Raw genomic sequence first — 25,589 nt, 5'->3', positions numbered from 1 at the left:
ACGCTCTGCCCACGGAACCGTCAGCGGGAAATCGGAAATGGCCGAGAACGGCTCGACGCCAGCATGCGGCGCTGCCGCGTGCTGGAAGCCCAAGTGAGTGGGTCTGCGTGGCAGAGGCGGCCCAAAGGAGACACTCAACTTTGTGGATGAGTGCTGCGGTCGGGGCCTGCAGAGCGGACCTTCGCTGCGCCGCAGTGCGAGGCGCCTGACCGCCCCTAGGGCGGCGTCGCTTCCGGCCCTTAGCTGCCGTTCGCCGGTTAGATCATCGCTGCGGCGCGGCTTCCCCGAGGCGGTCGCCCATGACCTGGTGCAGGATGCTGGGGGGCCAAGGTCCGCAGTGCGGACGAAGCCGCCGTTCGTACACGTGCCCGACCCGCTTAGTGAGCATTCGCCCCGGGTATCCCCGCCGATCTATTTGGAAGGATGAGTACCGAGCTGCGCCGAAGATCACGACACTTCGCCAATGTGCTCCGTCATCCAGCGAGCCTCCTCCATCGCGCTCCGCCCGAAGTGTCTTCGAAAGTCACGACTGAACTGGGAGGCACTCTGGTAGCCGACCATCGCCGCGACACTGGCAACGGAGCCGTGGTTGCGCGCGATCATCAGTCTTGCCTCGTGCAGGCGCATCGCCTTGATGTACCGGACCGGCGAGGTGCCCGTCAGCTGCTTGAAGTGGGCATGATAGGACGGGACGCTCATCCCGGCCTCGGTCGCCAGATCGGGCACCGCGAGGCTCGTGGTGAAACTTTGCCGGATCCGCCCCAAGCTTTCGAGAATTCGTCCCGCGGGGCCCCGTTGCCGCAGGGCGGCGCGGAGGGCACCACCCTGCGGCCCGACGAGCACGCGGTAATGCAGTTCCCTTAGCAGCCCCTGGCCCAGGATCGCCGCTTCCTGCGGATCCGCGAGTGCGGCCAGGGTCCGGCCCAGAAGCGCGTAAATCCGCGGGTCCATCGGGCTGGAGACGAGGCTCCGGGCCTGCGCTGGCGCCGCCCCTCCCACGGCGTCCAGAGCGACGGCGATCTCGGCGGCCAGCTGCAGGTCGAATTCGAGGTAGAGCGCCAGCAGCGGCCGTTCGGGATCGGCCTGCGAGGCCATACGGAACGGCACGGGAACCGAAACGGCGAGATAGTGATCCGCATCGTAGCGATAGACCGTCCCGCCCAGAAAGCCCTGCTTGGCGCCCTGCAGCACGAAGACCGCGCCGGGCCGATAGAGGACCGGCACATCCTCGAGAACGGCTTCCGAGCGCAGGATGCGCAGGCCTTGTAACGTCGTGCGGTTGTACCCCGCGCGGGGCGCGAGGGCTGCCGCTTGGGAGACGAGATCGTTGCAGTTCATAGGATCGGACAAAGATGAGAGAGGATCAGCCGTGTACGGCGGGTTCGATCGAGACAATCTGTCAATACATCGAAACACGCAAGCGAGGGCCTCCTCATGTCAGGCAAGACTTTCTTCATTACCGGCGCCAATTCGGGGTTCGGATATGCAATCGCCAGCGCAGCTTTGAAAGCCGGCCACAACGTGATCGGCACGGTCCGCTCCGATGCAGCGCGGGCCTCGCTCCTCGAACGCCTTCCCGACGTTCACCCGGTTCTTTGCGACGTCACCGATTTTGATCGTATCGACGCGGTGGTCAGCCGGACGGAGGCAGACTTCGGCCCGGTCGATGTCCTCGTGAACAATGCCGGTTATGGGCACGAGGGTGTGCTGGAGGAATCCCCCCTGTCCGAGTTGCAGCGCCAGTTCGACGTCAACGTCTTCGGAGCGGTCGCGGTGGCCAAGGCCTTTCTGCCCCGGTTTCGCCAGCGCCGAGCCGGTTTCATCCTTAACGTCACTTCGATGGGAGGTCTGATCACAATGCCCGGGATCGCCTATTACTGTGGTAGCAAGTTCGCGTTGCAGGGCATCTCCGAGGTCATGCGCAGCGAGATGGCGCCATTCGGGGTGCATGTAACGGCACTCTGCCCCGGCTCCTTCCGCACCGACTGGGCAGGTCGATCCATGGTTCGGAGCGAACGCTCCATCAGCGATTACGACAGCATCTTCGACCCGATCCGCCAAGCGCGGCAGGAAAAGCACGGCGCTCAGCTCGGCAACCCCGATAAGCTGGCCGAAGCTGTTCTCGGCCTCGTGATGTCGGACACTCCCCCGCCGCAGCTCCTGCTCGGCAGTGACGCACTCGGCCTGGTGCGCAAGCGGCTTCATGCGATGCTCCAGGAAATCGATGTCTGGGAAGCCGTCACCTGCTCGACAGACGGCTGACGGCACGCGACGGCCGACTCGCTACGGGCCCGGAGCCGCTCTGCCACTGGGCCCGACTTCGCCTTTCGAAGCACAAGGAAGATCGACTGGTGTGGGCCCTAAGCCAGCGTCGGTGCGCATGCCGCTGCGTGTCCGGTCTCGGATGGCGAACGGCGTAAGCCGTTCGCCAAGATTATCAGATGTCGACCGACCCGGCGATGCTCAGAGCATCCTCGAGTTCATGATCGTCCGGGTGAACCTACTGCTCGGATCGGTCATGCGGCAGCGCGATGACCGAGGTCACTACCTTGGCAAAGGCCTCCGTCCCTCCCGGCCCAAAGCTGACGTTCGCCAGACTGGCCATCGCTGCGGTGCAGCTTCACAAGACCGGCCATTCGTCCATCGCGCAGCATTTTCGGAGGGTGAAGGTCCGCTGAGCGGACGAAGCTGCCATTTCCCGCCGTTTAGGCAAGGATGGAAGCAGCCCCAAAGCTGCCGAACGCCCTGACGCACGACTCGGGCCACCGAAGATCTCAAGTATTACTCGCCAAGGATCACCCGGATAAGACCAGCGACATAGCTTATCCCAGGATCATTCACGTTCCTTTGGTGCCACGCGAGATGAAGAGGAAAGCCATCGACCGCGAGCGGCGGAGGGACCCCGATGAGGTTGTCGTTGCGCCGTTCCTCAAACGACTTGCGAGGCAACATGGCAAGTAAATTGGTCGACGAGAGTATATCCGGGACAAGTTGAAAGGACGGGACCACAAGGCCGACCTGACGGGACAGGCCCATCGCACGGAGGCTCTCGTCAAGGGGCGTGTACCGCTCGCCTCGCCCCGACACGACAACATGCGGCCACGCCAGCCAGCCATCGAGATCGAAGCTTTCGGCGACCGGGTGCTCTCGGCGCATGGCAACGATGTAGCTGGTCTCCAGCAACGTCTCCGTTTCGATAGTGTCGACCCGTCTGGCGAAGAGCGCGACGCCAAGCTCGGTATCTCCGGTCCTAAGCTCCCGCTCGAGTGCATCCGGTCCCAGCCAAGGCTTGAAAACAACCGAGATACCAGGCGCGGTTTGGCCGAGCTTCTCGAGCAGGGGGCGCGCCAGAAGAGCCGTCGGAGCGTCGGCGGCACTGATCCGCACGACCTGCACCAAGTCTGAAAGTTTGGGGATTTGCGGATCGAGCAACTGTTCCACCTGCGCCAGGATGTCACGGATCGGTCCGCGCAACCTCTCGGCCTTAGGGGTCGGTTTCATCTTACCCCGCCCCCGATCAAGAAGCGGGTCGTCGAACAAAGCGCGACAGCGTTGCAGCGCGCTTGAGACGGCTGGCTGCGAGAGGTTCAGCCGCTGCGCGGCACGGCTGACATGCGCTTCCTCCAAGAGTGCATCGAGGATCACGAGCAGGTTGAGGTCGACGGATCGCAAATTCATGAGGCAGATAATACACTATATCTTATATCTTTTTGAGTAATTTATTGTGGGGTGCCATCTTGGGATCAACGCCAACTCAAGAGGCAAGAATGTCCCGCACTATCATCCTCTTATTCCACCGAAACATCGCGAAGTCGTCCGCGAACCGAGCGCTGCGCGACCGCGCCGCCATGATCCCCAACGTCGAGGTCGTCGACGTCCAGAGCCTGTACTCAGACGGCGTCATCGACATGTTCACCGATGCCGGAGCCGAGGCGCAGCGCCTTCTCTCGGCCGACCGGATCGTCCTGCAATTCCCGGTGCAATGGTATTCGACTCCCGCGCTTCTCAAGTCATGGCAGGACAGCGTTCTGACACGGATGTTCTACATCTTCGCCGAAGAGGAAGGCGACCGCTTGACGGGTACCCCACTGATGATCGCGGCGACAGCGGGCAACATTTCCGGCGCCTATGGCCTGGGCGGGGCGAACCGCTTCACGATCGAAGAGATCTTTACCCCTCTCAGGGCCACCGCGCACCGCTGCGGCCTGCCCTGGCACGAGCCCTACGTCGTTTTCACCGCGGACAAGCTGGACGAAGCCGGCTTGGTGGAGGCCGCCGAGGGCTACGCAAATGCGATTGAAACTTTCATCGCGGCCACCCCGTCCGCGTCTGAACAAGAGGCGGAATGACGATGACCGGACACGATCACGACACCTTCATCGATCTTTCAGCCGGCACGCCGGCGCTCTTCACCCTGGCGGCGCGCGGCCTGCCGGTCCTGCTGGGATTGCAGTTCTTGCTTGCGGGACAGGCTTTGTTCGGCGGGATCGGATGGGGAACACACGCCAGCGTTGGCGGTCTTGTCATGCTGCCTGTGGCGGTTCTTTTCGGCTATTCAGTACTCGTGCCACGATTGCGAGGGTTCGCCTGGTGGGCAGGAGTCGTCCTGGTCCTGTATCTCGGGCAGGTCGCTCTCGCCGCCGCCGGACCGGCAGCACTTGCCTTTCATCCCTTGAACGCCGCGCTTCTGCTTGCAGCGTCGCTCATCTTCCTATTCAAGGTCGAACGGCGCAGGGGCCGACACCGCATCGCTGATTAACCCGGGAAGCACAGCATCAAGTACATGGTGAAGGGAAGAGCGGGCTACAGAGCGCGCTCCTCACGCACATCCACGTCGATGGCAGAACCCGTCCCGTGACCTGCCACATCTAGTGCTTCACGGTCATTCGTGATCGGTGCAGAATCGGTCACAATGGGCTCCTTGCGGACCTTCGCTGCGCCGCAGTGCGAGGCGCTTGGCCGCCCCTAGGGCGGCATCGCTCCCGGCCCTGAGCCGACCTTGGCCAGGTTGACCGTTGTCGCAGCGCGGCTTCCCCATACCGGACCTTCATGGCACTCCGCAGCATCGTCCTAGGCCCCGAGGTCCGCAGTGCGGACTTTCCTGCCGTTCACCAAGGTGTCGTGCCTCCAGGCTCGACAAAGCGACCGCTGACCTTTGCATCCAAGGCATATTCGAACGGAAGCCGCGCGCCTTCTTCGGGTGTCATCTCGCCATATCCTCCGGTTAGGTCGGTTTTGACGAAGCCGGGGCTCACCGAATTTACCGTAATGCCGGTGTCCTTCAGTTCCTCGTGGAGCTGGATCGTCAGCATGTTCAACGCCGCCTTGGACGCGTTGTAGCCGATGAAGCGTTGCGGGTAATACGGTGCGCCGGGATCGGCGTTCTCTGTTAGCGAGCCCATCGAGCTCGACATGTTTACGATCCGCGCATTCGGCGCGGCGCGTAGAAGGTGCAGCATGGTCTGCGTAACTGCCAGAGCTCCGATGAAGTTGACATCGATGACCCGGCGGACAGCCTCTATCGAGGCCTTGCCGGGTGCCGCATCGCCGACATCGAAGATGCCGGCGTTGTTGATGAGGATATCCAATCGGCCGAACCGCGCCTCGATCGTGGCCGCTGCGGCTGCGATGGTCTCTGCAGAGTCGAGGTCGAGGTGCAGGCCTTCGGCAGCAAACCCCGCCTCGGCCAGACCGGCCGCTGCCGCGTCGCCGCGCGCCTTGTCGCGGCTGCCAAGCAGCACATGAACGCCAGAGTTCGCCAGCTTGCGGGCGATCTCAAACCCGATTCCCTTGTTGGCGCCGGTTACGAGGGCGATACGTGAATGTGTCATAAGTCTTTCCTTCTTCTGACTTACCCTAGTTATATGAAGGAAAATTCATATTTTGGATTCGCATATGCCGCCGACCGTGACGAAAGCCCTGAAGCCCCGGAAAACACCGTCGCAATCGCGCTCCCGCGTGACTGTGGATGCGATTTTCGAGGCGACGATTCAGGTTCTGCTGTCACAGGGCATGGTGGGGCTGACGACCACCGGCGTGGCTGAACGCGCAGGCGTTTCGGTCGGCTCGATGTATCAGTATTTTCCCAACAAGCAGGCGCTCGTCTACGCGTTAAATGACCGCTTCCTCACGCGGCTTGCCGAGCGGGTCGAAGAGACCTGCGCCCGGATGCTGGGGCGCCCGATCGCTGAAGCAACCGACGCCCTGATCGATACATACTGGGCGGTTAAAACAGAGCGAGCCGAGCTGACCCAGGCGCTTTACCGCTCCGTGGCTGAGTTGGACAATGATGCGCTGATCTATGCCTTTGCCGCACGCGTGGACAGGGCGACGACAGACATGTTCCGCCATGCCCCCGACATCCCAGACGATGAGGTCGAGCAGACAAACTTGCTATTGACGACCGTGATCTACGGCTCCGTGCGCAACGCATTCGAGCGTGGGCTCGGTCCACAAGAGATCGCGGTGTTGAAAACCGGCCTCAAAGCAATGTGCCAAGATCACCTGCGAAGTATTGGAAGTTGATCGCGCCTGATTGAGAGCGTCCGCTTCAGGTCTCGGGTTCCAACGGCGAGCCTCAAGATTCCTCAAATGCGTGGGGCGACCACAATGGGCTCAAAGTAGACATGCGGCGCCGCAGGGCCAGGAGACTGGTCGCCCTTCGCGTGGCATTGCTCCCAGCCCAGAGCTGACCTTCACGCCAAGCTCAGCGGGTGACCGGTCCCGGCCCAAAGCTGCCGTTCGCCTCCGCTTTCTATGCCGCAGTGCGGTCCCCCGAACCAGCCATTCGCCGCAACCACGAGATCGAGACCAACGCGAACTCACACAATGCGGACAGAGCAGCCACTCATGAATCTGACAGCTAGGCGAAACTGAGCTGAGAGTGAAGCTAGTGACCAGTCAAGCAAATAGATCGTGCCTGTCTATCCGTAGTCGCCGATCCAACCAGGTGCTGGCCCACTCGGAAACGACCACTTGTAGCCTGTCTTTCTCGTCAAGCGGTCCAGTATTTTGAAAAGTCGTTCGTGCACATGAGCGTCTATAAAGGCAATAAGCTCCCTCCACTCATCTCTACCGCCTAAACACAACCCAATACTGATTTGCGGCCGCAGAAGGAAACCATCATCATTAAAAATTACTTCTATTTTAGTGCTTACCGTTTGATGAACGTCGTTGTGGGCATACCTTTTATGTCGAAGATCCATGATTTCGTCATGAACCGATTTCAAATGATTTGGTATATCAGACTTTGAAAGCTTTATGGCTCCATTGCCGCTCGCGAATAGGCGAGCATAGGTCACGATGAACGCCGTCGTGAGAACGTCTTGTTCCATCAATGTCGCTGGCGTAACCTCGGCGATGGAGGTTCTTAGGCGATGATAGATATAGCTGAGGCTTGATGTGGACGGTATGGCATTGATGAGCCTGATGAGCCCTTGGATATCCTTATCTCCAATTCGAAGCACATCCTCACCTTGCTGCTTACGAGCTTGGGCAGCATCGCGATATTCTTTCGGCAGATACTTAAGGAGTTCTTCCGTTACGTAAACGAACTCATCGTCTTCCCGTAGTTCGTATTGTTTTGGTGGCATTGCGATACACTCATCTTCGATGTAAGGGCGCAGTTCGTATATAGGATTAAAATATAATATACGCTATCTTTGAAAAAATGAAGTTAAGCTGCGGCCCTGAAGCAGAAGAATTAAAAACTGGCTGTTCGATGTTTTGTCAGAACTGGCTAGAAGGCCTCGAACCGGACCTGCGGCGGCGCAGCGGACAAGATGGCATGCCGCCACCGATCGTCGCTTCCGGCCCTGAGTCGACATTCGCACCAAGGCTAGCGGATGCCTGGTCCCCACCTCGGAGTGGCCGCTCGTCTGTGCCGGAAAAATCTTGAACGAAGTAAGGTGGAAAAACCGGGCATAGGACGACATGAGCAAGACAGAACTGCGATTCTCCTGTCCGTCAGTAGAGCCTGAATAGCTCAAATTGGAAGCCCACATGAGAATTTGCGAATTTGAGCTAAATCCTAAAAATTTTATCCGTGTTTCTTCGCCGCTCCGGGCCACGTCGTATTGCTTTCATAACCGCATCCGAGAAGGCGGATCATGGAGAGCCATTTGCGCTCCATTTCCTCCTCCTCCTTTCCACCCACCCCCAGGCATAAGGCTGTTGCTCTAATCCTGATCTAAAAGTGCTTCTTCGACACCGATTTCGGGGACATTAGACACATTATCCGAAAGCCAGGCTACAGTAAGAATGGGGGCAGACCTCATCTTATCTTTGGCTTGCCGATCTGAGACATCTATTTCGTTGAAGCGGCCAGATAGCTTTCGAAGGTGGGCGTAACATCCGATGTCAATCGCGAATGCTTGATACGTTCCCTCTTGGGATTTGTGGGTCAGCGCCGAGCCGCAATTGTGAATTATCCTATAGTCAAGGAGCCTGTACATTAGCCCACGAACTTGATCGTTTCTCTTGAGAACCTCTTCGCTGACGTTGAAAACATTCGTCTTTCGATCAAGGCAAAATTCCCTGATGAGGTATATTCCCTTTAAGAGGCCTTCTTGTTCGTAATCTTGCGAGTCTTGCTTCAGCTCCTCAATGCGCCTTTCAAAGTTAGACCTGCTACTGATGCGCACTTCATCCTTTCCAATTTTTCCACCGTCCCTCGTTGCTTGCGGCAGGATCTCAAGGAAGAGCGACATTACATCCCGCGGGACTCCCCCCCCTGCCATTACTAGGCGCGAAAACCCCTCACCTTTGAACAGGTCATTAACCTCACCTGCGCTCATGGAAGCCTGCTTTCCAAATCCCGTAAGAATATCGAGATTTCGTCTTCTGGTCTTCGCAAAGTCTCCGAAGTCATAGTCGATGCTTACTGGTTGAAAATCATGTCTTTCTTGTGCGCCGAAAGGTTGTCCGTTTCGATCGACATAAAGCGTGCTCGCATGCCTGAGGGTTGCGATCTTAAAAAACATCGGAAGGTCTTTGCATAGTCGATGCACGTAGTCGACTACAAACGCCTGGTGCACCCTGTCCAAATGGTAGAGATCATCTAGCTGAATAAATACAAACTTCACTTTACTAGAAATTTCAAAAAACTCTCGAATCTTCCGCTTGTACTCAGGGAGTTTTTTGTCCAAATCTTTTAGCTTGGATTGATGTTCTTCGAAGGTTTGCTCAACGCGCAATGAGGCTGTCGCAGAACGGTCAGATCTAATTCCCAAATTCAGCCCCTCATATTCACCGCTGGCACTGACCTCACGTCCCTTACTCTTTCCTCTCGCTGCCTCTACAGAAACTGATTTGGTCTGCTCGTCAGGCTGTTTATTAATTTTCTCGATATCAGCTATAACTTCACTTAAAATTTCGCGAAGTCTTTTCTTTCTCCCAAACCAGCCTGTGCAATTTTGCTTAAGCTCAAGAAATACAGATTCAAGTATTACCAGTAAAACATCAGGGAAACTATGCCGCTTGAAGTCCTCACAGTTTAGGTAGATAGTTTTCACATCTTCTGACGTCGCTTCGGCCGACTTAAACATTAACAGGGTTTTCCCGCAGCCTCGCCTAGCGAAGATTGTGTGATTCTGCTTGGCTTTCAGATCGAGAATAAAAGAATCTGTATCAACGTACTCGACGCTTTCGCTATTTCTTTGTATGCGCAAGTTCTCAGTGATGATCTCTCTTAGTTTTTGGCTTTTATCCTGCATTGCAACCCTGCCTTAACCTCACTGAGCAAAGATTACCTCCTTTAGTTGCGCGTGCAACCCTATCATTACTCAGTACTGCCTGTAGCACATGCGCCTAACCCCAGCTGTTTGGATGATCTCGACAGCCAGATTTGTCTTCGTTGCGTCGGGTGAGCGCGCGCCGAAGTCCGCTTTCTGCGCTTTGCGGTCATTGCTCCAGAACGCAGCGAACGGCCGCTAACCGCCCTTCCGCGACCTCCGTGCCTGGCGCGGCGAATGACGGCTTACCGCCCTTCCGGGACCTAAGTCGCGGCCGCAACTAAGGCCTGCTTCCCGCCCTACATGTCGATCAACCTCGCACCGAGTGGCCCAGCCTGGCCGAATGTTGGGTTCGTCGTCCGGACTTGGCTTCGCTCGGACGGCCGGACTGCGCTGCGACGCGGGCGAAGGCATCCAACAACACGTCCACAGGGAACAACCGCCACCTGTCGCCCAGCAGGTTCCGCTTGGACCGTCCCCCGTCACGCGACGAGGAGGGCCAGCAGACGGCAACCTCGCCCAGATGTGCCTCGGCCCTCCGCAAGCTTGACATGGCTGTGAGAGGAAAGCATGGCGAACCTGATGGAGGCATCCGTGCGTCAATCCTCCCATGCAGCCGTGATAGGCGACGATGCGCTACTCCCTGGGGGACAGATATCGGCGCAACTCTGCATCGGTTTCGGACACGAGGTAGCTGCCGGTCGTGTTCTTGATATCGGTCATCGCATTCATGCCGCGGCACCAATTGCGCGCCGGCCTTTGAAGGCGCGACGATCCTGCCCGGTCCCTGTCGGGCTCGAACCGGCTGCGGCAGAAGCCGGGCCAGCAACCTCGGCAGGTGCGCCGGTCATCCATGGTTCAGACCGTAGCGCATTGCCGCGATTGCCCCTTCGGCGCCGGTTCGCGGCATCGCGACACTGTGGGCAATGTTGGATGCGGTGGAGCGCAGAATGTCGCCAAGCGTCAGTCCGGGGCGCGATGAGAGGTAGAGGGGTTTCCCGGGCGGTTCGATCATGGGTCAGTCCTCCGGAGTGGCTGTGATGGGAGCCTTGGTCCTTGCGGCGCAGATGTCGTTGATGAGTGCACCGAGTTCTCCGCCCGCCTCGATCTAGGTGGGCGCGTGAAGCCGCTTCATCTTGGCCAGCTCCTTGAGCGCGGCGAGCTTGTCGTGGAGCTTGATCTTCACGCGGCGGACGTCTCGGGCGTCCTCCCCCCGACCGTCGGTAAAGTCCTCGACGGTTGCCTCGGAGAGGAGGGAGAGGTCAGCCCCGGGGCCGCTGAGGCCGATCATGGCATCGCCGTCAGAGGTGACGCGGACGAAGCTGCCCAGCGAGCCGAACGCGATCCTGGCGAGCTCGTGCAAGATGCGGTCGCCGCTGATCTCCAGCGTCTCGAAACGCTTCTCGGTGTGCTCGGAGATGAAGCCGGCGACTTCAACATTCTTCAACAATCGCTGTCCGGTCGAGTAGGCGGTTCTATCGCTGTAGCCGGCGCGGGTGGCGGCCTGCGTGGCGTTTCGATCCACGAGGTATTCGAGGGCAAACGCGTGCTGCTTGTCGTTCATTTCTGGATTCGGCTTCGGTGGCATCCGGCGCGGGCAATATGCAGCCGACTGCGCAACTTGAGCAAGAGGTCGATCAGGCGAATGCTCAATCGCTCGCGCGCCTGCGCTCCACTACTACGACTACCCTTATACATATGTGATACGTAAGGCAGGGTCCGCGGCCATATCCGCGGCGGTAGCCGTGGCCGGTGCCGTGGCTATATCCGCGGCTTATGCCCGACAACTAGATTACAACGACTTATCCGATTTTACCCCGCCCAAAGTTGCACAGCTTAGGTGAGTAAAAGATCGCGAGATAAAGTCGACTTAAAGTCGAGAACTTTGGGAAAGGGTAATCAAGCCGCTGATGGAAAGCCGTGCTGTGCGCCGACATTTCGCTCTATCGCTGCCGGGAGATGTGCGGTGACATCGGGTGTGCTATTGCTCAGTCTTGATCGGACAGCCCCGCTGCGCCTGCCGTCGTAACCCTGAGCGACTGACCCTGGAGGTACGAATGGCAGAATGGGATGCTGCCGGTCCCGTGGACACGACGATAAGATCGTGACCATGGATTGGAGTTTTCCGATGAAGAGACGAACGTTCAGCCGCGAGTTCAAGATCGAGGCTGTGAGGCTGGTGACCGATCGCGGCGTTGCCGTGGCGGAGGCCTGCCGGGATCTGAAGTTGTCGGAGAGCGTGCTGCGCCGTTGGATGCGCGAGTTCGAAGGCGCGCCGTCCGGCGCATTTCCGGGACATGGCCGACTGGGCCAGGAGCAAGCGGAGATCGCGGCGCTGCGGAAGGAGGTCGCCCGTCTCAAGGCGGAGCGTGACATCTTGAAAAAGGCGACCGTGTTCTTTGCGCGGGATGCGACATGAAGTTCGCCTTAGTCGCACGGCACCGCCATGTCTGGCCCGTCAGCTGGATCTGCGCCGCCCTGCACGTGTCCCGTTCCGGCTTCCACGCCTGGCTGAAGGCGCCGCCGAGCGCGCGTTCGACCGAGGACGAGCGCCTCGGCGCGGTCATGCGCCGGAGCTTCAAGGACAGCGACCGGACCTACGGCGCGCGCCGGATCTGGCGCGACGTTCTCGAGGAGGGGCTGCCCTGCGGCCTCCATCGCATCGAGCGTCTGATGAAGGAGAACGGGCTGCGCGCGCGGCCCCGCCGTCGGGGTCTGCCGAAGGACGACGGGCACGATCCGTCATCGCCGACAACCTGCTGGCGCGGGAGTTGCGGGCGGATCGCCCCAACCAGAAATGGCTGGCGGGCTTTACCTACATCTGGACCGCGGAAGGCTGGCTCTATGTCGCCGCGGTACTCGACCTGTTCTCCCGGCGCATTGTCGGCTGGTCGATGAAGGCCGAGCGGGACGCCACCTTGGTCATGGACACCCTGATGATGGCCGTCTGGCGCCGCGGAAAGGCTGTCGCTCTACTGCATCATTCCGATCAGGGCAGCCAATACAGCAGCGACCAGTTCCAGAGGCTTCTCGCCGACCACGGCATCACCTGCTCGATGAGCCGGGCGGGCAACGTGCGGGACAACTCCGCGATGGAAAGCTTCTTCTCCACGCTGAAGACCGAGCGCACCGCCCGCAAGGTCTACCGCAGCCGGGACGCCGCACGCAGCGACGTCTTCGATTACATCGAGCGCTTTTACAACCCGAAGCGCCGCCACTCGAAACTGGGCTATCTCAGCCCGATGGGGTTCGAGGAACGCTCGGTGCTACCTCAACCTTCTGTCCACGGGACCGGCAGCATCCCACGCCGCCGACGAACGCGCGGCGGCGATCTTCGAGCGGTCGGATCGGGAAGTGCAGGCACGGGAGCGAGCCGGAGATGACATGCTCGAGCGAACAGGCAATCCGAGCTCTGGTCGACATCGCTATCGAAAGGCTGGACCGGATGATCAGACTCAGAGCGAAATGGCTCGCAGCGCCTTCAGCTTCTCATCGAGAGTAGTCTCGCCATATCGCTCACGGTCCAACGTGTGGCCGTGTAGATCGCGGCGCACGCGATCGTCGATCCCGGCCTGGCGCAGCCGATCCTCGAACGAGTGTCGAAGCCCGTAGAGCGTGTGTTCAGCGCTCTCCATGAGGCCATGCTCGCGCAGGTACTTGTTCACGGTTGCCGTCAGGCCGGGCTTGTCGTGGTAGCGCGGAAAGCCCCGCGGACACATCCGGAACGCATCGAGGCTGACGCCGACGAGGGGGATGGTCCGGATCGCACTGGCGGACTTCACCTCCCGGCCGTCCTCTTCGATGCTGATATGGGGGATCTCCGCATCGAGCCTGATGGCGCCCGGCAGCAGGTTCGCACCTTCCGACGGTCGGTAGCCGGTGTTCACCATGCCCAAGAGAATGCAGCGTGCCTCCACGTTCAGACCGTCGAGCGCCCCCGGCTTCAGGAGCACGGCCCGGATATGCGCGACCGAGAAGGGCTTGCGCGTCTTGGCGCCCCGCTCCTTGAAGGCGTGGCCGCTGAGAAAGCTGAGGTCGATCCGCAACCGCTTTGCACTTTCAACGCGGCGCAGCACCTTGCTGAAATGGATGAAGTCCTTGTTCGCCGAATTGGAGGTCAGGCCATCGGCGACGAGCCGCTCTGCCCACCACTGCCGCCAATCGAGCATGTGATCGGAACCGAGCTCCTGAAGCGTGACAGTGCCGTTCACCGCCTCGAAATTGCGGAATGCCTTGAGGATCGGGTTCCGCCATCGCCGAAGCTGATCCTTCGACTTGCCCCGGTGATCTGGCTCCGCAAGCGGCCAGTATTGCGCAAGAGCATCGGCCACCGTCATCTCCGGCTGATCGACGAGACCAAGGGCGGCATCTGCCTCCCGTGCATCGAGGCGGCCCCTCGGGAACGCCTGCTCGACGCGGGCGACGATCTCCACCGCCGGCAGCCTGGCGACCTCGGCCGCATTCATGAAACGGTAACCGCGCTTGTCGGCGAGGGACCGGGCCGCGGCGAACCGTTCCTCGGCAACGTCCGTCTCGCCGGCGAGCTTCGCTTCCCATGCCTCGAGCATCTCGTTCCAGACCTGCTCGGCCTTTCGCCGGGCGATCGGGAGGGAATCCGTGTGCAGGCTCTTCTCGATAAGAGTGCGCGTCTCGATCGAGGAGAAGCGCGCCGGCACGCGGCGGATCAGCCTGTACCGGCCATTGCGCTGGAAGATGCCCGTCGTCATGGCGAAAGTTAACGCCTCCTCTGCACCCGAACGGCAACGAGCATCATCGCTCATGATTGGGCAAAATGTTAAGCAAAAAGTAACGCAGATCAACCCCGGCGACGGACTGCGAAACCCTCGACCTGACCTAATTTTTTTGGGAAAAAGGGCCTTGACCGATGATCGCTAAGGGGAAATTGGCGGAGGAGGTGGGATTCGAACCCACGGTACGCTTTCACGCACGACGGTTTTCAAGACCGTTGCAATCGACCACTCTGCCACTCCTCCGGGCGGCCTTGGGTAGCGCCGTCGGGGGCTTGGTGTAAAGGCGGTATGCGCGGCCTTGGGAGGCAGGCGCAGCTACGCTCTTTGCAGATGGGCGCTGAAGGGCTATGCTCGGCGCCAATATCGAGCGAAAGGCCGTCATAAGGCCATGCTGATGCGCGGGTAGGTCGCTTCCTGCGCAAGAGGGGCAGAGAATGGGCAGAGTTGCTTTGATCAGGGTAGCTGGCGTCTCGGCGCTCGCGCTTCTGGCCGCCGGATGCGGCGAGAAGGCCGAGACCGGACTGGACGGGACGACCGCCGCGGCGGAGCGGCCGGCATCCGGGCGCCTGGTCGAGCGGGACGTGGAAGCGCCGGAGATCTTCTCGGTGACCGAGGAGGGTCTCTGGGACGGGCGTCCGTCCCTGGGCGGCGTCTGGGTCGCGCATCCGGATGTCGACGATCCCGAACGGGTCATCATTCGCAACGAGGCCAACGGCAAGTTCGTGATCGGTGCCCTCTTCAAGCGCGAACGCGAGAATCCGGGGCCCCGGCTCCAGGTCAGTTCCGATGCGGCCTCCGCCATCGGCCTGATCGCGGGGGCCCCCCAACGACTGAACGTGACCGCGCTCCGCCGCCAGGACGAGGCCCCCGCCTCCGCAGGCGATGCGGTGGCTGCGATCCCGGAGCCCGGCGCCGTCGCGACCACGAGCCTCGATCTGCCGGACGCCGAGGCCGCCATCGAGCGCGCCGAAGGAACCACATCTGCCGTGCCCGGGAGCACCAGCGTCGCGGCGGCTCCGCAGCCTGCAGCCGAACCGGCCCGCACGCGGCGCAGCTGGAATCCCTTCCGCCGCAAGTCCGCGCCCGAGGCCGTCGCCGTCTCCGCTCCGGCGACGGTCCTGCCGGCGTCAGTGGCAGGGGCCGAGCCTGCCCCGGAGGCCGCCCGCCCGCCGCAGACGGCATCTGCTCCGGCAAGTGAGCTCGGCCGGCCCTACGTTCAGATCGGCATCTTCAGCGTGAAGGAAAACGCCGACAATACCGCCACCGCGATGCGCGCCAACGGGATGGTGCCTGACGTGCTGGAACAGCAGAGCCAGGGCGCGACCTTCTGGCGCGTCGTCGTCGGACCGGCGGCCAGCGAAACGGATCGCTCGGCCATTCTCGACAAAGTGAAAGATCTCGGGTTTACCGATGCCTACTATGTTTCGGGCTGACCGATTAGAGGAGCGCGCATGAAACAGATCCTCACCGCCCTCGCAGTGCTGGTCGTGGCTGCGCTGCCGGCCGCCGCCCAGTTCGACACCCGCGCCACCGCCGCCTGGATCTACGATCAGACGACGGACACCGTTCTGCTCGAGAAGAACTCGGACACCCCCCTTCCGCCGGCGTCCATGTCCAAGCTGATGACGCTGAACATGCTGTTCGAGGCGCTGCAGGACGGCCGTGTCACGCTCGATACGCGGTTCAACGTCTCGTCCCGCGCCAAGGACATGGGCGGCTCCTCGATGTTCCTGACCGAAGCCGATCGGCCGCAGGTCGAGGAGCTGATCAAGGGGATCGTCGTCCAGTCCGGCAACGATGCCTGCGTCGTCGTGGCCGAGGGGCTGGCGGGAACCGAGGAGAGTTTCGCCCGGCTGATGACCGAGCGGGCGCAGGCGCTGGGGATGGAGAATTCCACCTTCGCCAACGCCTCCGGATGGCCGAACCCGAACCAGCGGATGAGCATGGAGGATCTGGGCATCCTCGCGGACCGGATCATCAGCGAATTCCCCGAATATTACGGCTATTTCGGCATGGAGGAATGGGGCTTCGACGGCCGCGTTCCCACCAACCACCGCAACCGCAACCCGCTTCTGACCCTCGGGATCGGCGCGGACGGGCTCAAGACCGGGCACACCACCGAAGCGGGCTACGGCCTCGTCGGCTCCGCCGTCCAGGGCGACAGGCGCATCGTTTTCGTCATCACCGGGCTCGACAGCGAGGATGCACGGGCCGAGGAAGCCGAACGCGTGGTCAACTGGGCCTTCCGGCAATTCGTGCAGAAGACCGTGGTCGAAGGCGGATCCCGCCTGGCGACGGCGGATGTCTGGATGGGCAACGCGCAGCATGTCGGCCTCGTGGTGCCGGAGGACGTGGAGCTTCTGGTCCCGGCGCTCGTCCAGGGCGAGATGGAGGCGCATATCACTTACGAATCCCCGGTACATGCACCGGTGGAAGCCGGAGCGCGGCTCGGCACGCTGCATATTCAGCTGCCGGACATGGAGGCCCGCGAAGTGCCCCTCGTCGCCGAAGCGCCGGTGACGCGCGGCGGCTTCGTGCCGCGTGTGCGGACGGCCGCGATGGTGCTCTACGAGCGGATCCGCGAGGAAACCGCCTCGGCGCCCGAGCCGAGCGCCGAACTGGAGGCCGAACCGGCCAGCTGAGACAGGCGCGCCGCGGGGGAATGATGGAGACAGGACCAGGCGCGACGGGCGTCTTCATCACCTTCGAAGGGATCGACGGCTCCGGCAAATCGACCCAGGCCCGCCGCCTCCATGACAGCCTGACATCGCAGGGCCGGGACGCGATCCTGACGCGCGAGCCCGGCGGCTCTCCCGGCGCGGAACGGATCCGCCGCCTCCTCGTGGAGGGCGCGGCGGAGGATTGGTCCCCGATCTCGGAGCTCCTGCTGTTCAACGCCGCGCGGCGCGATCACCTCGAGCGCCTGATCCACCCCTCCCTCTCCCGCGGAGCCGTCGTCGTGTCGGACCGTTTCGCCGATTCGACGCGCGTCTATCAGGGTGCGGCGCGGGCCGACCTGCGGGCGCTGGCGGACCGGCTTCATGCCGACGTGATCGGCATCGAGCCGGACCTGACCTTCATCATCGATGCGGACCCCGGAACCGCCCTGTCCCGCGGCCTTGCACGCAACAGCGCGGAGGATCGCTTCGAGGGCCTCGGCCTCGCGTTCCAGGAGCGCCTGAGAGAAGGGTTTCTCGAGCTCGCCGCGGGCGCGCCGGAGCGCTGCGTCGTGGTCGACGGCAACCGCCCCGAGGACGAGATCGCCGCGGACATCGCCGCCCGTGTCGCCCGCCACCTCGGCTGAGGCGGTCGCTCCCTCACAGGACGACAGCGCTTTTCCCCGTGCGACGGCTCGGCGACATGCCCCGTCCGTCGAGCCGTCATCACATCTTGCGGGTCTCACGGGACCCGACGCCGCGCGCGCCCTTGCCCCCCGGCGCCAGTCGCCTAGGCTGCGCGGCATGGCCAGATCCCCCAGCGCAATCGCCCCCGACGACCAGAACGACTCCGACCGGATGGACGGCGCCCCGCATCCACGGGAGGCGGCGGAGGTCTTCGGTCACGACCTGGCCGAACGCGCCGTCCTCGACGCCTTCGGCTCGGGCCGGATGCACCACGCCTGGCTGATCACGGGGCCGCGCGGCATCGGCAAGGCGACGCTTGCCTGGCGGGTCGCGCGCTTTCTGCTGACCGCACCGGAGATGGAGGAGACCTCCCTCCTCGGCGCCGCCGCGCCACCTGACACGCTCGAAACGGACCCCGGCCACCCCGTCGCCCGCCGCATCGCCGCAGGCGGCGAGGGGCGGCTCGCGGTCCTTCGCCGTCCCTGGGCCGAGGGGGACAAGCAGCCGAAGCAGGAAATCCCGGTGGACGAGGTGCGCCGCCTGAAGCGTTTCTTCTCGCTCTCCGCGCCGGATGGCGGCCGCCGCGTGGTCATCGTGGACAGCGTGGACGATCTCAACAAGGCCGCGGCCAACGCCCTCCTGAAGCTGTTGGAGGAGCCGCCGGAGAACACCTTCCTGCTCCTCGTCTCACATCGCCCTGCGGGCCTTCTGCCCACCATCCGCTCCCGCTGCCGCATCCTGCGCCTTTCGCCTCTCGCACCGGGAGACCTTGGCCGCGCGCTGCGGCAGGCCGGGATCGGGGAGGAGACCGAAAGCGATGCGCTCGCGATCCTCGCCGCGGGCTCCGTCGGCGCGGCAATCCGGCTTGCGGGGGAGGATGGTGCGGCACTCTACGGTGAACTCGTCGGGCTTCTGTCGCAGGCGCCGGGCATGGACCGGACGCGCGCCATCCGGTTCGCCGAGAAGGCCGCCGCCCGGGGTGCGTCCGACCCCGCCGGGACGATCCTGGACCTGACCGAGATCCTGCTCGGCCGGCTCGCCCGCGCCGGCATCGATGGGCCGCCCCGCAGCGAGGCCGCCCCCGGCGAAGCGCGAACGCTGGCGAGACTTTCCCCCGGCTCCGGGGCCGCGCGGGCCTGGGCGGAACTGGCGCAGACCGCGCTCGACAAGGCGCGGGCCGGGCGGGCGGTCAACCTTGACCCGGCCGCCCTCGTCCTCGATATGCTCCTTGCCATCGACGGGACGGCCTCCTCCGTTCCCTCCCCTGCCCTCGACCCGAGTGCCGCATGACCTCCGAGACCTCTCTTCTGGTGGACAGCCACTGCCACCTCGACTTTCCCGATTTCGCGGATGAGCTGCCCGATGTCATCGCCCGCGCCCGCGCTGCCGGCATCGGACGCATGGTGACGATCTGCACCAAGCTGGAGAACGAGCCCCGCGTGCGCGCCATCGCCGAGGCGCATGACGGCGTCTTCTACGCCGCGGGCACCCATCCGATGAGCGCCGGCGAGGCTCCCATGGCCACCGCGGAGGAGCTGATCGCCCTTTCGGATCATCCCAAGTTCGTCGGCATCGGCGAAACCGGGCTCGACTATCACTACACCGCCGAGACGGCGGCACGGCAGCAGGAGAGCCTCAGGATCCATATCGAGGCGGCGCGGCAGACGGGCCTTCCGCTGATCATTCACGCCAGGGATGCCGACGAGGACATGGCCCGCATCCTCACAGAGGAACACCGCGCCGGCCCCTACCAGTGCGTCATGCACTGCTTCTCCTCGAGCGCCGAACTGGCGGAGGCCGCGCTCGCCCTCGGGTTCTACCTCTCCATCTCCGGCATCGCGGCCTTCCCGAAATCGGGCGCGATCCGGGACATCTTCGCCGCGGCGCCCCGGGACCGGCTCCTCGTCGAGACGGACAGCCCGTACCTCGCGCCGCCGCCCCATCGCGGCAAGCGCAACGAGCCGGCCTATGTCGCCCGCACCGCCGAGATCGTCGGCGAGGCTTTGGGGATGAGCCTGCCGGAGATCGCCGCGCAGACCTCCGCCAATTTCGACCGGCTCTTCTCCAAGGCGGCGGCATGAGCACGCTGCGCGCGACGATCCTGGGCTGCGGCTCGTCCGGCGGCGTCCCCCGCATCGGCGGGCATTGGGGCGACTGCGACCCGCAGAATCCAAAGAATGTCCGTCGCCGCTGCTCCATGCTTCTGGAGAAGGAGGGGCCGGAGGGAACCACGCGCGTCCTGATCGACGCCTCGCCGGATCTGCGATCGCAGCTTCTCTCCGCCGGGGTCGGCGCGCTCGACGGGGTCGTCTTCACCCATTCCCACGCGGACCACACCCACGGTCTCGACGATCTGCGGATGATCGTCATCAACATGCGCAAGCGTCTCCCGGTCTGGGCCGACGCGCCGACGCAGGCGGACCTCCTGCACCGCTTCGCCTACGCCTTCATTCAGCCCGAGGGCTCCGACTATCCGCCGATCCTCGAGATGAACGACATCGGGGAAGAACCGGTGGAGGTCCCTGGCGCTGGCGGAACGATCTCGCTGGCGCCCTTCCGCGTGCCCCATGGCAACATCACCGCGCTCGGCTTCCGCATGGGCACGCTGGCCTACCTGCCGGACATGGAGCGCCTGCCGGACGATGTGCTGCCTGCGCTGGAGGGGCTGGACTGCTTCGTGGTGGACGCGCTGCGCCGCACGCCCCACCCCTCCCATTCGCATCTGGAACAGACGCTGGGCTACATCGAGCGCCTCGCGCCCGCCCGGGCGGTCCTGACCAACATGCATGTCGATCTCGACTACGAGACCCTGCGCGGCGAAACACCGGACCACATCGAGCCCGCCTTCGACGGCATGGTCCTGAATGTCGAGGGCTGACATCCCCTCCGCGCATCAAGGGCGCCTGACATGGGAACGTTGATCGGGGTCGTCCTTCCGGTCTTTCTCGTCATCGGGTTCGGCTTCGCCGCGGCGCGCTTCGGCAAGATAAGCGAAGGGGCGGTGGACGGGCTGATGCGCTTCGCGCAGAACTTCGCCCTGCCCTGCCTGCTCTTCCGCGCGATCTCGGAACTGGACCTCGCGGCGGGCTTCAACCTTCCGCTTCTTGCCTCCTTCTATGCCGGTGCCCTCGCGGGCTTCGTCGTGGGCATTGCCGGCGCACGGATCCTCTTCCGCCGACCATGGGAAGATGCAGTCGCGATCGGCTTTCTGGGGATGTTCTCGAACTCTCTCCTCCTCGGCCTGCCGATCACCGAGCAGGCCTATGGCACGGGCGCGCTGACCGGGAACTTCGCGATCATCTCCGTCCACTCCCCCTTCTGCTACGCGGTCGGGATCACCGTCATGGAAGTGGTGCGCAACCGCGGGCAGTCGAAGCGCCTTCTGACGCTGCACGTGCTGCAGGGCATGGCGAGCAACGCCCTCATCATCGGGATCGCCTGCGGCCTTGTCGTCAATCTGTCCGGCATCCCGGTACCGACCGTGCTGTCAGAGGCGGTGGACCTGATGGCCCGCGCGGGGCTTCCCGCGGCGCTCTTCGCGCTCGGCGGCATCCTCATGCGGTACAAGCCCGAGGGGGACATGCTGACGATCTGCTTCGCCTGCTCCCTGTCGCTTCTCCTCCACCCGCTCATCACCTACGGGCTCGGCCGCTCCTTCGGACTGGATGTCGACGCTCTCCGCTCCGCCACCGTCACGGCCGCCATGGCCCCGGGGGTGAACACCTACATCTTCGCCAACATGTACGGCGTCGCCAAGCGCGTGGCGGCCTCCTCGGTGTTGATCGGAACCGCGCTCTGCGTGCTCACGGCGTGGTTCTGGCTGTCGGTCCTGCCCTAAGCCCGCGCTTCAGAGAACGCCCTTCCAGATGAGCACCGCAACCGCGGCACCGAAGAGCAGCAACAGATTGAAGGACAGCGCCGCGAGGACGTTCAGGATCAGGCCCTTCCGGCGGTCCCACGGATCGACGGAGCGCAGGTAGCGCCGCAGATCGGCCTCGGCCTGCCGGATGCGCACGGGATCCGCCTGTCGCGAAAGGCGGGGATGGGCCGACATGGCCTCCACCTCCGCGAGATAGGCCGCCTGCGCGCGCAGGCGCCGCGGGAGATGCCGCCCGCTGCGGCGGAGTTTGTCCCCGAGGCTGCCGCCCCGCATTCCGAGCCGCGCGCCCATCAGCGCCGCAAGGCTCGCATTCCTGTCAGTGATGCTCTTCTCAGCCATGGGAGCATGCTACCCAGCTCCCCGGCGCGCCGAAAGTGCCCGCTGGCCAGAGCCGCATCGGGGCGTTATCTCGGCAACATGCTGTCACTCACCCGCCTCGGCCCGGACCCCGCCTCCGACCCCCGCCCGCCGCTCCTGATCGTCCACGGTCTCTTCGGTTCCGCCCGGAACTGGGGCGCCGTCTCCCGCCGCATCGCCGAAAGCCGCCCCGTCGCTGCCGTGGACATGCGCAATCACGGCGACAGCTTCCACGCGCCGCGGAACGATTACGAGGCCATGGCGGAGGATCTGGCGGAGGTGATCGAGGAGCTCGGGGGCACCGCCGACGTGCTCGGCCACTCCATGGGCGGAAAGGCCGCGATGGTGCTTGCGCTCACGCGCCCGGAGCTGGTTTCCCGCCTGATCGTGGCGGACATCGCGCCCGTCGCCTACGACCATTCACAGGCCCACTACATCCACGCGATGAAAGGCTTGGACCTGACCGGCCTCTCGTCCCGCTCCGATGCCGACGCAAGGCTTGCCGAGACGATCGATGAGCCGGGCGTCCGGGCGTTCCTGCTGCAATCGCTGGACCTGCGCGCGGATCCCCCGGCATGGAAGCTCAATCTCGACGTGCTGGAAGCGGAGATGGACAAGATCACCGGCTGGCCCGGAACCGAAGGCCGGTTCGGGGGCCCGTCGCTCTTCCTGTCAGGCGAAAAATCGAACTACGTGACAGCCGAGGGACGGAGAAGGATCGAGGCGCAGTTCCCGGAAGCGCGCTTCGAGACGGTGGAGGGCGCGGGACACTGGGTCCACGCGGAGAAGCCGCGCGAGGTTCAGGCGGCGGTCGAGGCTTTCCTCAGCGAAAGCGATCCCGCCTGATCCGGCGCCAGTTCAGCAAATCCGCGATCTGCCATGCCAAGGCCGTGGCGCAGGCCAGCGTCGCCAGCATCGGCAACCATGCATCGAACCCGGTCTGTACGGCGGCCGCCGTCATGGCGCCGGTCGCAAGCGGCAGGATCAGTATGAAGAGGATGAGGGTCTTTCGCGTCATGGTGCCTGCCTCCGGCCTCGGGGCGGCCCGTTTCCCGGGCCGTTCTGATCGGACAAGGCGCGACACCTCCCCCTCGTTCCCCTCCGGGGGCCAGAGGACCCCGCCCTGTTGCAGCGGGGTCACGCATTCGGCGGGCGGCCCGCGTCCCTAGCTGCCTGCGGCGAGCCGCTCGAGTGCGGCCATCGCCTCTTCGTCCTCGGCGCCGTAGCTGATGGACCCGGCATAGTCGGCCTTCTCGTCGAGAAGGTAGATCATGCTCGAATGGTCCATCGTGTAGCCGCCATCCTCCAGCGGAACCTTGTTCCAGTAGACCCGCCAGGACCGCGCCATCTCCCAGACCTCCTCGGGCGTGCCCGAAATGCCGGTGACCCGGTCGGTCTGCGCGGTGAGGTATTCACTGAGGATCTCGGGCGTGTCGCGTTCGGGATCGATACTGACGAAGTAGAACTCGATACCGTCGGCATCCTCGCCCATCTGCTGCGTCCACCAGTCGATATCGGCGATCGTTGTCGGGCAGACCTCCGGGCAATGGGTGAAGCCGAAGAAGAGGGCGGACGGGTGGCCTTCGAGATCCGCCTCGGTGATCGTCGCGCCGTTATGATCGGTGAGCGTGAACGGGCCGCCGAGATTGGCGGGATGCCCGCCCGTTCCCCCCTGCCCTTGCCCCTGCCGCATGGCGAGAAAGCCCAGCGTGCCGCCGATCACGGCCACGGCGACTACGGTTGCGGCGATGGCCGAATAGACCGTCAGGCGATTGGTGCGCATTATCGTCTCCGTTCATCGATGGCCGTACGGCACCGATACGTGGTGTCTGTTCCATCCATAGGATCGCTCCGCAGACATGGACCGCTCCGCCCGCCGCGGAACCCGCCCGCGTGGACTGCGGGCGCGGCGGGGAGCGGAAGCGGCCCGGGGGGAACATCGAGCGGGCCTCGAAGAGGATGATCGATGGAGAGCATCGCCGCTTCTGTGGTCCGGATCAACGGCACGGCTTGCGGTGAGACGTCGCGGCGGGGTGGGCTGGGCTCAGATCCGCCCGGGAGGGTCCTGCCTCCACATCCGGGCGGTGGTCTTGTCCGTCTTGCGGAACAGGTGCCACAGGGCGCCGCCGATATGCGCGACGATGAGCAGAAGCAGCAGTTTCGTCGTCAGCATGTGAAGCCAGCCCAGGACCCCGGATTGCAGGAAGACCGCCAATGCGCCGAAGACGGGCAGCGACAGCAGGACGACGTAGAAGGCCCAGTGCACCGCGCGGCTCGCGATCTGGATCGGCCGCGGCTCCGTGGACGGAGCCGGCGGTACGCCGCGCGTCAGACGCTCGTAGAGGCGAAAGGCCATCACGATGAAAATGAGCGCGCCCATGAAGCCGTGCACGTAGATCGGCCCCAGTCCGGAGGGCGTCGCCTCTCCCTCGAGGAGCCCCCCGAACCAGCGGGCGACATCGTCACCCATCATGTATTGCATCAGCACGAACAGGACGATCATCCAGTGAGCGACCATTTGCTCGCGTGAATAGTGGTCGGGGTGGCCGGCCATGTGGCTCTCCTGCTGCAGGCACTTCTGACTGACGGAACGGCAGGCGGGCCAACCGGTTCCCGCAATCGCATGGAACCGGCCTTGGGGCCCGGAGTTGCCCGGCGCTATGATGAATTGGATCTACGAACACCAGGTTCTCGTCTCGGCCGGGACCAGCATCGTCACCGCCTTCATCTGGGTGGTGTACCTGCACGTCCTGGTCCTCGGCCAGCGGCGGCAGCGGCGCTCGGAAATCCTGATTTCCATCGGCGCGGGAACGGGTCTGAACGCGCGCTGCTTCATTTCGAATCTCGGGTTCGAGCCGATCTACATTCACGACCTCCTGCTGACGCTGGAGAACGGTCACGTCGAGACGTCGAACATCACGGACCGGTCGGAGCTGTCGGCAGAGGAATTGAATAACCCTGCCGAGGCGACCAACCAGGGCCCGCTGAAATCCGGCGATTTCATCGACATCGGCAGCTACGGTCAGCTTATCAATCGAGTCAGGGAGTTCGGTTCCGACAAGGAGATGGCGGGCGATCTGTCGAACGTCACTCTTACCGTCATCGCAGCCAACGCAGCCGAAGCCCAGCTCGTCGCGGCAAAGCGGACATTCCGCATCGAATGGAACGGCGAGACGGCCGTACTGCGCGCCGCCACACTGACGGCCCAGCAGATCCGCGGCTGGTTCGCCAAGCGCCGACTGCGCAAATTCCTGGAAGCGAGATTGTGATGGAACGTGAAGCAATTGGGGAACGCGGCAAGCCGTCTCGCGTTGTCCTGCCAATCACCACGGGAGACATCACATGCGCATGACCATTGTGGCCCTTCTCGGCCTCTTCGCCCTTTCCGCCTGCGAAACAGTCGGCGGTGCCGGCGAGGACATCCAGAGCGCCGGCCGGGCCGTCGAAGGCGCAGCTCAGGACGTCCAGAACGACCTCTGAGGCCGCCGACAGCGTCAGACGCGAAAAGCCCCGCCCCGGATCACCG

At 63.3% G+C, this 25,589-nt stretch carries 27 protein-coding genes, 1 tRNA gene and 1 pseudogene; 16 read left to right on the top strand and 13 right to left on the bottom strand.

Annotation, left to right across the window (positions count from 1 at the left end; translation table 11 throughout):
• Positions 1-447 precede the first annotated feature (447 nt).
• Positions 448-1,338: an AraC family transcriptional regulator gene (locus DQG15_RS17810; RefSeq protein WP_116087688.1), complete on the bottom strand. Its 891-nt coding sequence runs from the start codon at positions 1,336-1,338 to the stop codon at positions 448-450.
• Between the two features lie 96 nt (positions 1,339-1,434).
• Here DQG15_RS17810 and DQG15_RS17805 point away from each other — a divergent pair, with 96 nt between their 5' ends.
• Positions 1,435-2,262 (top strand): oxidoreductase, encoded by an 828-nt coding sequence (locus DQG15_RS17805; protein WP_116087686.1) that lies wholly within the window; start codon positions 1,435-1,437, stop codon positions 2,260-2,262.
• A gap of 269 nt (positions 2,263-2,531) precedes the next feature.
• The gene (locus DQG15_RS18690) at positions 2,532-2,678 is read left to right on the top strand and encodes a hypothetical protein (protein WP_232830918.1); all 147 of its coding nucleotides are present in this window, start codon (positions 2,532-2,534) and stop codon (positions 2,676-2,678) included.
• Positions 2,679-2,781: 103 nt separating this feature from the next.
• On the opposite strand, the gene DQG15_RS17800 is transcribed toward DQG15_RS18690, so the two are convergent.
• Entirely contained in the window at positions 2,782-3,678 is an 897-nt protein-coding gene (locus DQG15_RS17800; RefSeq protein ID WP_116087684.1) for a LysR family transcriptional regulator, read from the bottom strand.
• 59 nt (positions 3,679-3,737) lie between these two features.
• Between DQG15_RS17800 and DQG15_RS17795 the strand changes: the two genes are divergently transcribed.
• Both DQG15_RS17795 and DQG15_RS17790 read left to right on the top strand, forming a co-directional pair.
• Complete coding sequence (locus DQG15_RS17795; protein ID WP_232830917.1) at positions 3,738-4,349, top strand: NAD(P)H-dependent oxidoreductase; 612 nt, start codon at positions 3,738-3,740, stop codon at positions 4,347-4,349.
• Positions 4,346-4,759 (top strand): DUF6220 domain-containing protein, encoded by a 414-nt coding sequence (locus DQG15_RS17790; RefSeq protein ID WP_116087680.1) that lies wholly within the window; start codon positions 4,346-4,348, stop codon positions 4,757-4,759. Before DQG15_RS17795 ends, DQG15_RS17790 begins: the two co-directional genes overlap by 4 nt.
• A gap of 349 nt (positions 4,760-5,108) precedes the next feature.
• Here the strand turns inward: DQG15_RS17790 and DQG15_RS17785 are convergent, their stop codons facing one another.
• On the bottom strand, positions 5,109-5,831 hold the full coding sequence (locus DQG15_RS17785; RefSeq protein WP_116087678.1) for an SDR family NAD(P)-dependent oxidoreductase: 723 nt from the start codon (positions 5,829-5,831) through the stop codon (positions 5,109-5,111).
• 64 nt (positions 5,832-5,895) lie between these two features.
• On the opposite strand from DQG15_RS17785, the gene DQG15_RS17780 reads away from it, so the two are divergent.
• Positions 5,896-6,525 (top strand): TetR/AcrR family transcriptional regulator, encoded by a 630-nt coding sequence (locus DQG15_RS17780; RefSeq protein ID WP_116087676.1) that lies wholly within the window; start codon positions 5,896-5,898, stop codon positions 6,523-6,525.
• A gap of 398 nt (positions 6,526-6,923) precedes the next feature.
• Here the strand turns inward: DQG15_RS17780 and DQG15_RS18315 are convergent, their stop codons facing one another.
• The 4 genes from DQG15_RS18315 to DQG15_RS17770 form a co-directional block, all read right to left on the bottom strand.
• Positions 6,924-7,592 carry a hypothetical protein gene (locus DQG15_RS18315; RefSeq protein WP_157969048.1) on the bottom strand — a complete coding sequence of 223 codons (669 nt, stop codon included), beginning with the start codon at positions 7,590-7,592 and terminating at the stop codon, positions 6,924-6,926.
• Positions 7,593-8,177: 585 nt separating this feature from the next.
• Positions 8,178-9,713, bottom strand: coding sequence for a hypothetical protein (locus DQG15_RS17775; protein WP_198665190.1), 1,536 nt, complete (start codon positions 9,711-9,713; stop codon positions 8,178-8,180).
• A gap of 865 nt (positions 9,714-10,578) precedes the next feature.
• Positions 10,579-10,746 (bottom strand): hypothetical protein, encoded by a 168-nt coding sequence (locus DQG15_RS18310; protein WP_157969047.1) that lies wholly within the window; start codon positions 10,744-10,746, stop codon positions 10,579-10,581.
• Between the two features lie 93 nt (positions 10,747-10,839).
• Positions 10,840-11,295, bottom strand: a complete 456-nt coding sequence (locus DQG15_RS17770) for a terminase small subunit (RefSeq protein WP_157969046.1) — start codon at positions 11,293-11,295, stop codon at positions 10,840-10,842.
• Positions 11,296-11,859: 564 nt separating this feature from the next.
• Between DQG15_RS17770 and DQG15_RS17765 the strand changes: the two are divergent.
• A pseudogene (locus DQG15_RS17765) lies at positions 11,860-12,991 on the top strand (IS3 family transposase); the annotation flags it as partial.
• 195 nt (positions 12,992-13,186) lie between these two features.
• On the opposite strand, the gene DQG15_RS17760 reads toward DQG15_RS17765, so the two are convergent.
• A complete protein-coding gene (locus tag DQG15_RS17760; RefSeq protein WP_116087672.1) occupies positions 13,187-14,458 on the bottom strand; it encodes a DUF6538 domain-containing protein in 1,272 nt (423 codons plus the stop codon).
• 177 nt (positions 14,459-14,635) lie between these two features.
• Positions 14,636-14,725 (bottom strand) — tRNA-Ser (locus tag DQG15_RS17755).
• A 191-nt stretch (positions 14,726-14,916) separates the two neighbouring features.
• Here DQG15_RS17755 and DQG15_RS17750 point away from each other — a divergent pair.
• The 7 genes from DQG15_RS17750 (at position 14,917) to DQG15_RS17720 (ending at position 21,664) form a co-directional block, all read left to right on the top strand.
• A complete protein-coding gene (locus DQG15_RS17750) occupies positions 14,917-15,915 on the top strand; it encodes an SPOR domain-containing protein (RefSeq protein WP_116087669.1) in 999 nt (332 codons plus the stop codon).
• Positions 15,916-15,933: 18 nt separating this feature from the next.
• The gene (locus DQG15_RS17745) at positions 15,934-17,124 is read left to right on the top strand and encodes a D-alanyl-D-alanine carboxypeptidase family protein (RefSeq protein WP_116087667.1); all 1,191 of its coding nucleotides are present in this window, start codon (positions 15,934-15,936) and stop codon (positions 17,122-17,124) included.
• Positions 17,125-17,147: 23 nt separating this feature from the next.
• Complete coding sequence (tmk, locus tag DQG15_RS17740) at positions 17,148-17,786, top strand: dTMP kinase (protein ID WP_116087733.1); 639 nt, start codon at positions 17,148-17,150, stop codon at positions 17,784-17,786.
• 157 nt (positions 17,787-17,943) lie between these two features.
• Entirely contained in the window at positions 17,944-19,116 is a 1,173-nt protein-coding gene (locus tag DQG15_RS17735) for a DNA polymerase III subunit delta' (RefSeq protein WP_116087665.1), read from the top strand.
• Complete coding sequence (locus DQG15_RS17730) at positions 19,113-19,907, top strand: TatD family hydrolase (RefSeq protein ID WP_116087663.1); 795 nt, start codon at positions 19,113-19,115, stop codon at positions 19,905-19,907. Before DQG15_RS17735 ends, DQG15_RS17730 begins: the two co-directional genes overlap by 4 nt.
• Positions 19,904-20,704: an MBL fold metallo-hydrolase gene (locus tag DQG15_RS17725; protein ID WP_116087662.1), complete on the top strand. Its 801-nt coding sequence runs from the start codon at positions 19,904-19,906 to the stop codon at positions 20,702-20,704. Before DQG15_RS17730 ends, DQG15_RS17725 begins: the two co-directional genes overlap by 4 nt.
• A gap of 30 nt (positions 20,705-20,734) precedes the next feature.
• Complete coding sequence (locus DQG15_RS17720; RefSeq protein WP_116087660.1) at positions 20,735-21,664, top strand: AEC family transporter; 930 nt, start codon at positions 20,735-20,737, stop codon at positions 21,662-21,664.
• 9 nt (positions 21,665-21,673) lie between these two features.
• Here the strand turns inward: DQG15_RS17720 and DQG15_RS17715 are convergent, their stop codons facing one another.
• Positions 21,674-22,045: a hypothetical protein gene (locus DQG15_RS17715; protein WP_116087658.1), complete on the bottom strand. Its 372-nt coding sequence runs from the start codon at positions 22,043-22,045 to the stop codon at positions 21,674-21,676.
• A 78-nt stretch (positions 22,046-22,123) separates the two neighbouring features.
• Between DQG15_RS17715 and DQG15_RS17710 the strand changes: the two genes are divergently transcribed.
• Positions 22,124-22,909, top strand: a complete 786-nt coding sequence (locus DQG15_RS17710; RefSeq protein WP_116087656.1) for an alpha/beta fold hydrolase — start codon at positions 22,124-22,126, stop codon at positions 22,907-22,909.
• Here the strand turns inward: DQG15_RS17710 and DQG15_RS17705 are convergent.
• The 3 genes from DQG15_RS17705 to DQG15_RS17695 form a co-directional block, all read right to left on the bottom strand.
• Positions 22,887-23,081, bottom strand: coding sequence for a hypothetical protein (locus DQG15_RS17705; protein ID WP_116087654.1), 195 nt, complete (start codon positions 23,079-23,081; stop codon positions 22,887-22,889). The two genes, DQG15_RS17710 and DQG15_RS17705, sit on opposite strands and share 23 nt — an antisense overlap.
• 147 nt (positions 23,082-23,228) lie before the next feature.
• Entirely contained in the window at positions 23,229-23,846 is a 618-nt protein-coding gene (locus tag DQG15_RS17700; protein ID WP_116087652.1) for an SCO family protein, read from the bottom strand.
• Between the two features lie 261 nt (positions 23,847-24,107).
• Positions 24,108-24,617 carry a cytochrome b gene (locus DQG15_RS17695; RefSeq protein ID WP_116087650.1) on the bottom strand — a complete coding sequence of 170 codons (510 nt, stop codon included), beginning with the start codon at positions 24,615-24,617 and terminating at the stop codon, positions 24,108-24,110.
• A gap of 106 nt (positions 24,618-24,723) precedes the next feature.
• On the opposite strand from DQG15_RS17695, the gene DQG15_RS17690 reads away from it, so the two are divergent.
• Together DQG15_RS17690 and DQG15_RS17685 are read left to right on the top strand one after the other, a co-directional pair.
• Complete coding sequence (locus DQG15_RS17690) at positions 24,724-25,332, top strand: hypothetical protein (protein WP_116087648.1); 609 nt, start codon at positions 24,724-24,726, stop codon at positions 25,330-25,332.
• 73 nt (positions 25,333-25,405) lie between these two features.
• Positions 25,406-25,543, top strand: a complete 138-nt coding sequence (locus tag DQG15_RS17685; RefSeq protein WP_116087646.1) for an entericidin A/B family lipoprotein — start codon at positions 25,406-25,408, stop codon at positions 25,541-25,543.
• The last annotated feature ends 46 nt before the right edge of the window (positions 25,544-25,589 follow it).

The organism is Tropicimonas sp. IMCC34011 (assembly GCF_003390865.1).
GTDB lineage: Bacteria > Pseudomonadota > Alphaproteobacteria > Rhodobacterales > Rhodobacteraceae > Tropicimonas_B.
The sequence above is the reverse complement of the archived record's forward strand: the minus strand, read 5'-3'. Positions and strand labels throughout refer to the sequence as shown.

Coding starts and splice junctions, on each gene's coding strand:
- DQG15_RS17810 (WP_116087688.1), bottom strand. CDS start 1,338: ATGAACTGCAACGATCTCGTCTCCCAAGCGGCAGCCCTCGCGCCCCGC.
- DQG15_RS17805 (WP_116087686.1), top strand. CDS start 1,435: ATGTCAGGCAAGACTTTCTTCATTACCGGCGCCAATTCGGGGTTCGGA.
- DQG15_RS18690 (WP_232830918.1), top strand. CDS start 2,532: ATGACCGAGGTCACTACCTTGGCAAAGGCCTCCGTCCCTCCCGGCCCA.
- DQG15_RS17800 (WP_116087684.1), bottom strand. CDS start 3,678: ATGAATTTGCGATCCGTCGACCTCAACCTGCTCGTGATCCTCGATGCA.
- DQG15_RS17790 (WP_116087680.1), top strand. CDS start 4,346: ATGACGATGACCGGACACGATCACGACACCTTCATCGATCTTTCAGCC.
- DQG15_RS17785 (WP_116087678.1), bottom strand. CDS start 5,831: ATGACACATTCACGTATCGCCCTCGTAACCGGCGCCAACAAGGGAATC.
- DQG15_RS17780 (WP_116087676.1), top strand. CDS start 5,896: ATGCCGCCGACCGTGACGAAAGCCCTGAAGCCCCGGAAAACACCGTCG.
- DQG15_RS18315 (WP_157969048.1), bottom strand. CDS start 7,592: ATGCCACCAAAACAATACGAACTACGGGAAGACGATGAGTTCGTTTAC.
- DQG15_RS17775 (WP_198665190.1), bottom strand. CDS start 9,713: ATGCAGGATAAAAGCCAAAAACTAAGAGAGATCATCACTGAGAACTTG.
- DQG15_RS18310 (WP_157969047.1), bottom strand. CDS start 10,746: ATGATCGAACCGCCCGGGAAACCCCTCTACCTCTCATCGCGCCCCGGA.
- DQG15_RS17770 (WP_157969046.1), bottom strand. CDS start 11,295: ATGAACGACAAGCAGCACGCGTTTGCCCTCGAATACCTCGTGGATCGA.
- DQG15_RS17760 (WP_116087672.1), bottom strand. CDS start 14,458: ATGACGACGGGCATCTTCCAGCGCAATGGCCGGTACAGGCTGATCCGC.
- DQG15_RS17750 (WP_116087669.1), top strand. CDS start 14,917: ATGGGCAGAGTTGCTTTGATCAGGGTAGCTGGCGTCTCGGCGCTCGCG.
- DQG15_RS17745 (WP_116087667.1), top strand. CDS start 15,934: ATGAAACAGATCCTCACCGCCCTCGCAGTGCTGGTCGTGGCTGCGCTG.
- tmk (WP_116087733.1), top strand. CDS start 17,148: ATGGAGACAGGACCAGGCGCGACGGGCGTCTTCATCACCTTCGAAGGG.
- DQG15_RS17735 (WP_116087665.1), top strand. CDS start 17,944: ATGGCCAGATCCCCCAGCGCAATCGCCCCCGACGACCAGAACGACTCC.
- DQG15_RS17730 (WP_116087663.1), top strand. CDS start 19,113: ATGACCTCCGAGACCTCTCTTCTGGTGGACAGCCACTGCCACCTCGAC.
- DQG15_RS17725 (WP_116087662.1), top strand. CDS start 19,904: ATGAGCACGCTGCGCGCGACGATCCTGGGCTGCGGCTCGTCCGGCGGC.
- DQG15_RS17720 (WP_116087660.1), top strand. CDS start 20,735: ATGGGAACGTTGATCGGGGTCGTCCTTCCGGTCTTTCTCGTCATCGGG.
- DQG15_RS17715 (WP_116087658.1), bottom strand. CDS start 22,045: ATGGCTGAGAAGAGCATCACTGACAGGAATGCGAGCCTTGCGGCGCTG.
- DQG15_RS17710 (WP_116087656.1), top strand. CDS start 22,124: ATGCTGTCACTCACCCGCCTCGGCCCGGACCCCGCCTCCGACCCCCGC.
- DQG15_RS17705 (WP_116087654.1), bottom strand. CDS start 23,081: ATGACGCGAAAGACCCTCATCCTCTTCATACTGATCCTGCCGCTTGCG.
- DQG15_RS17700 (WP_116087652.1), bottom strand. CDS start 23,846: ATGCGCACCAATCGCCTGACGGTCTATTCGGCCATCGCCGCAACCGTA.
- DQG15_RS17695 (WP_116087650.1), bottom strand. CDS start 24,617: ATGGCCGGCCACCCCGACCACTATTCACGCGAGCAAATGGTCGCTCAC.
- DQG15_RS17690 (WP_116087648.1), top strand. CDS start 24,724: ATGATGAATTGGATCTACGAACACCAGGTTCTCGTCTCGGCCGGGACC.
- DQG15_RS17685 (WP_116087646.1), top strand. CDS start 25,406: ATGCGCATGACCATTGTGGCCCTTCTCGGCCTCTTCGCCCTTTCCGCC.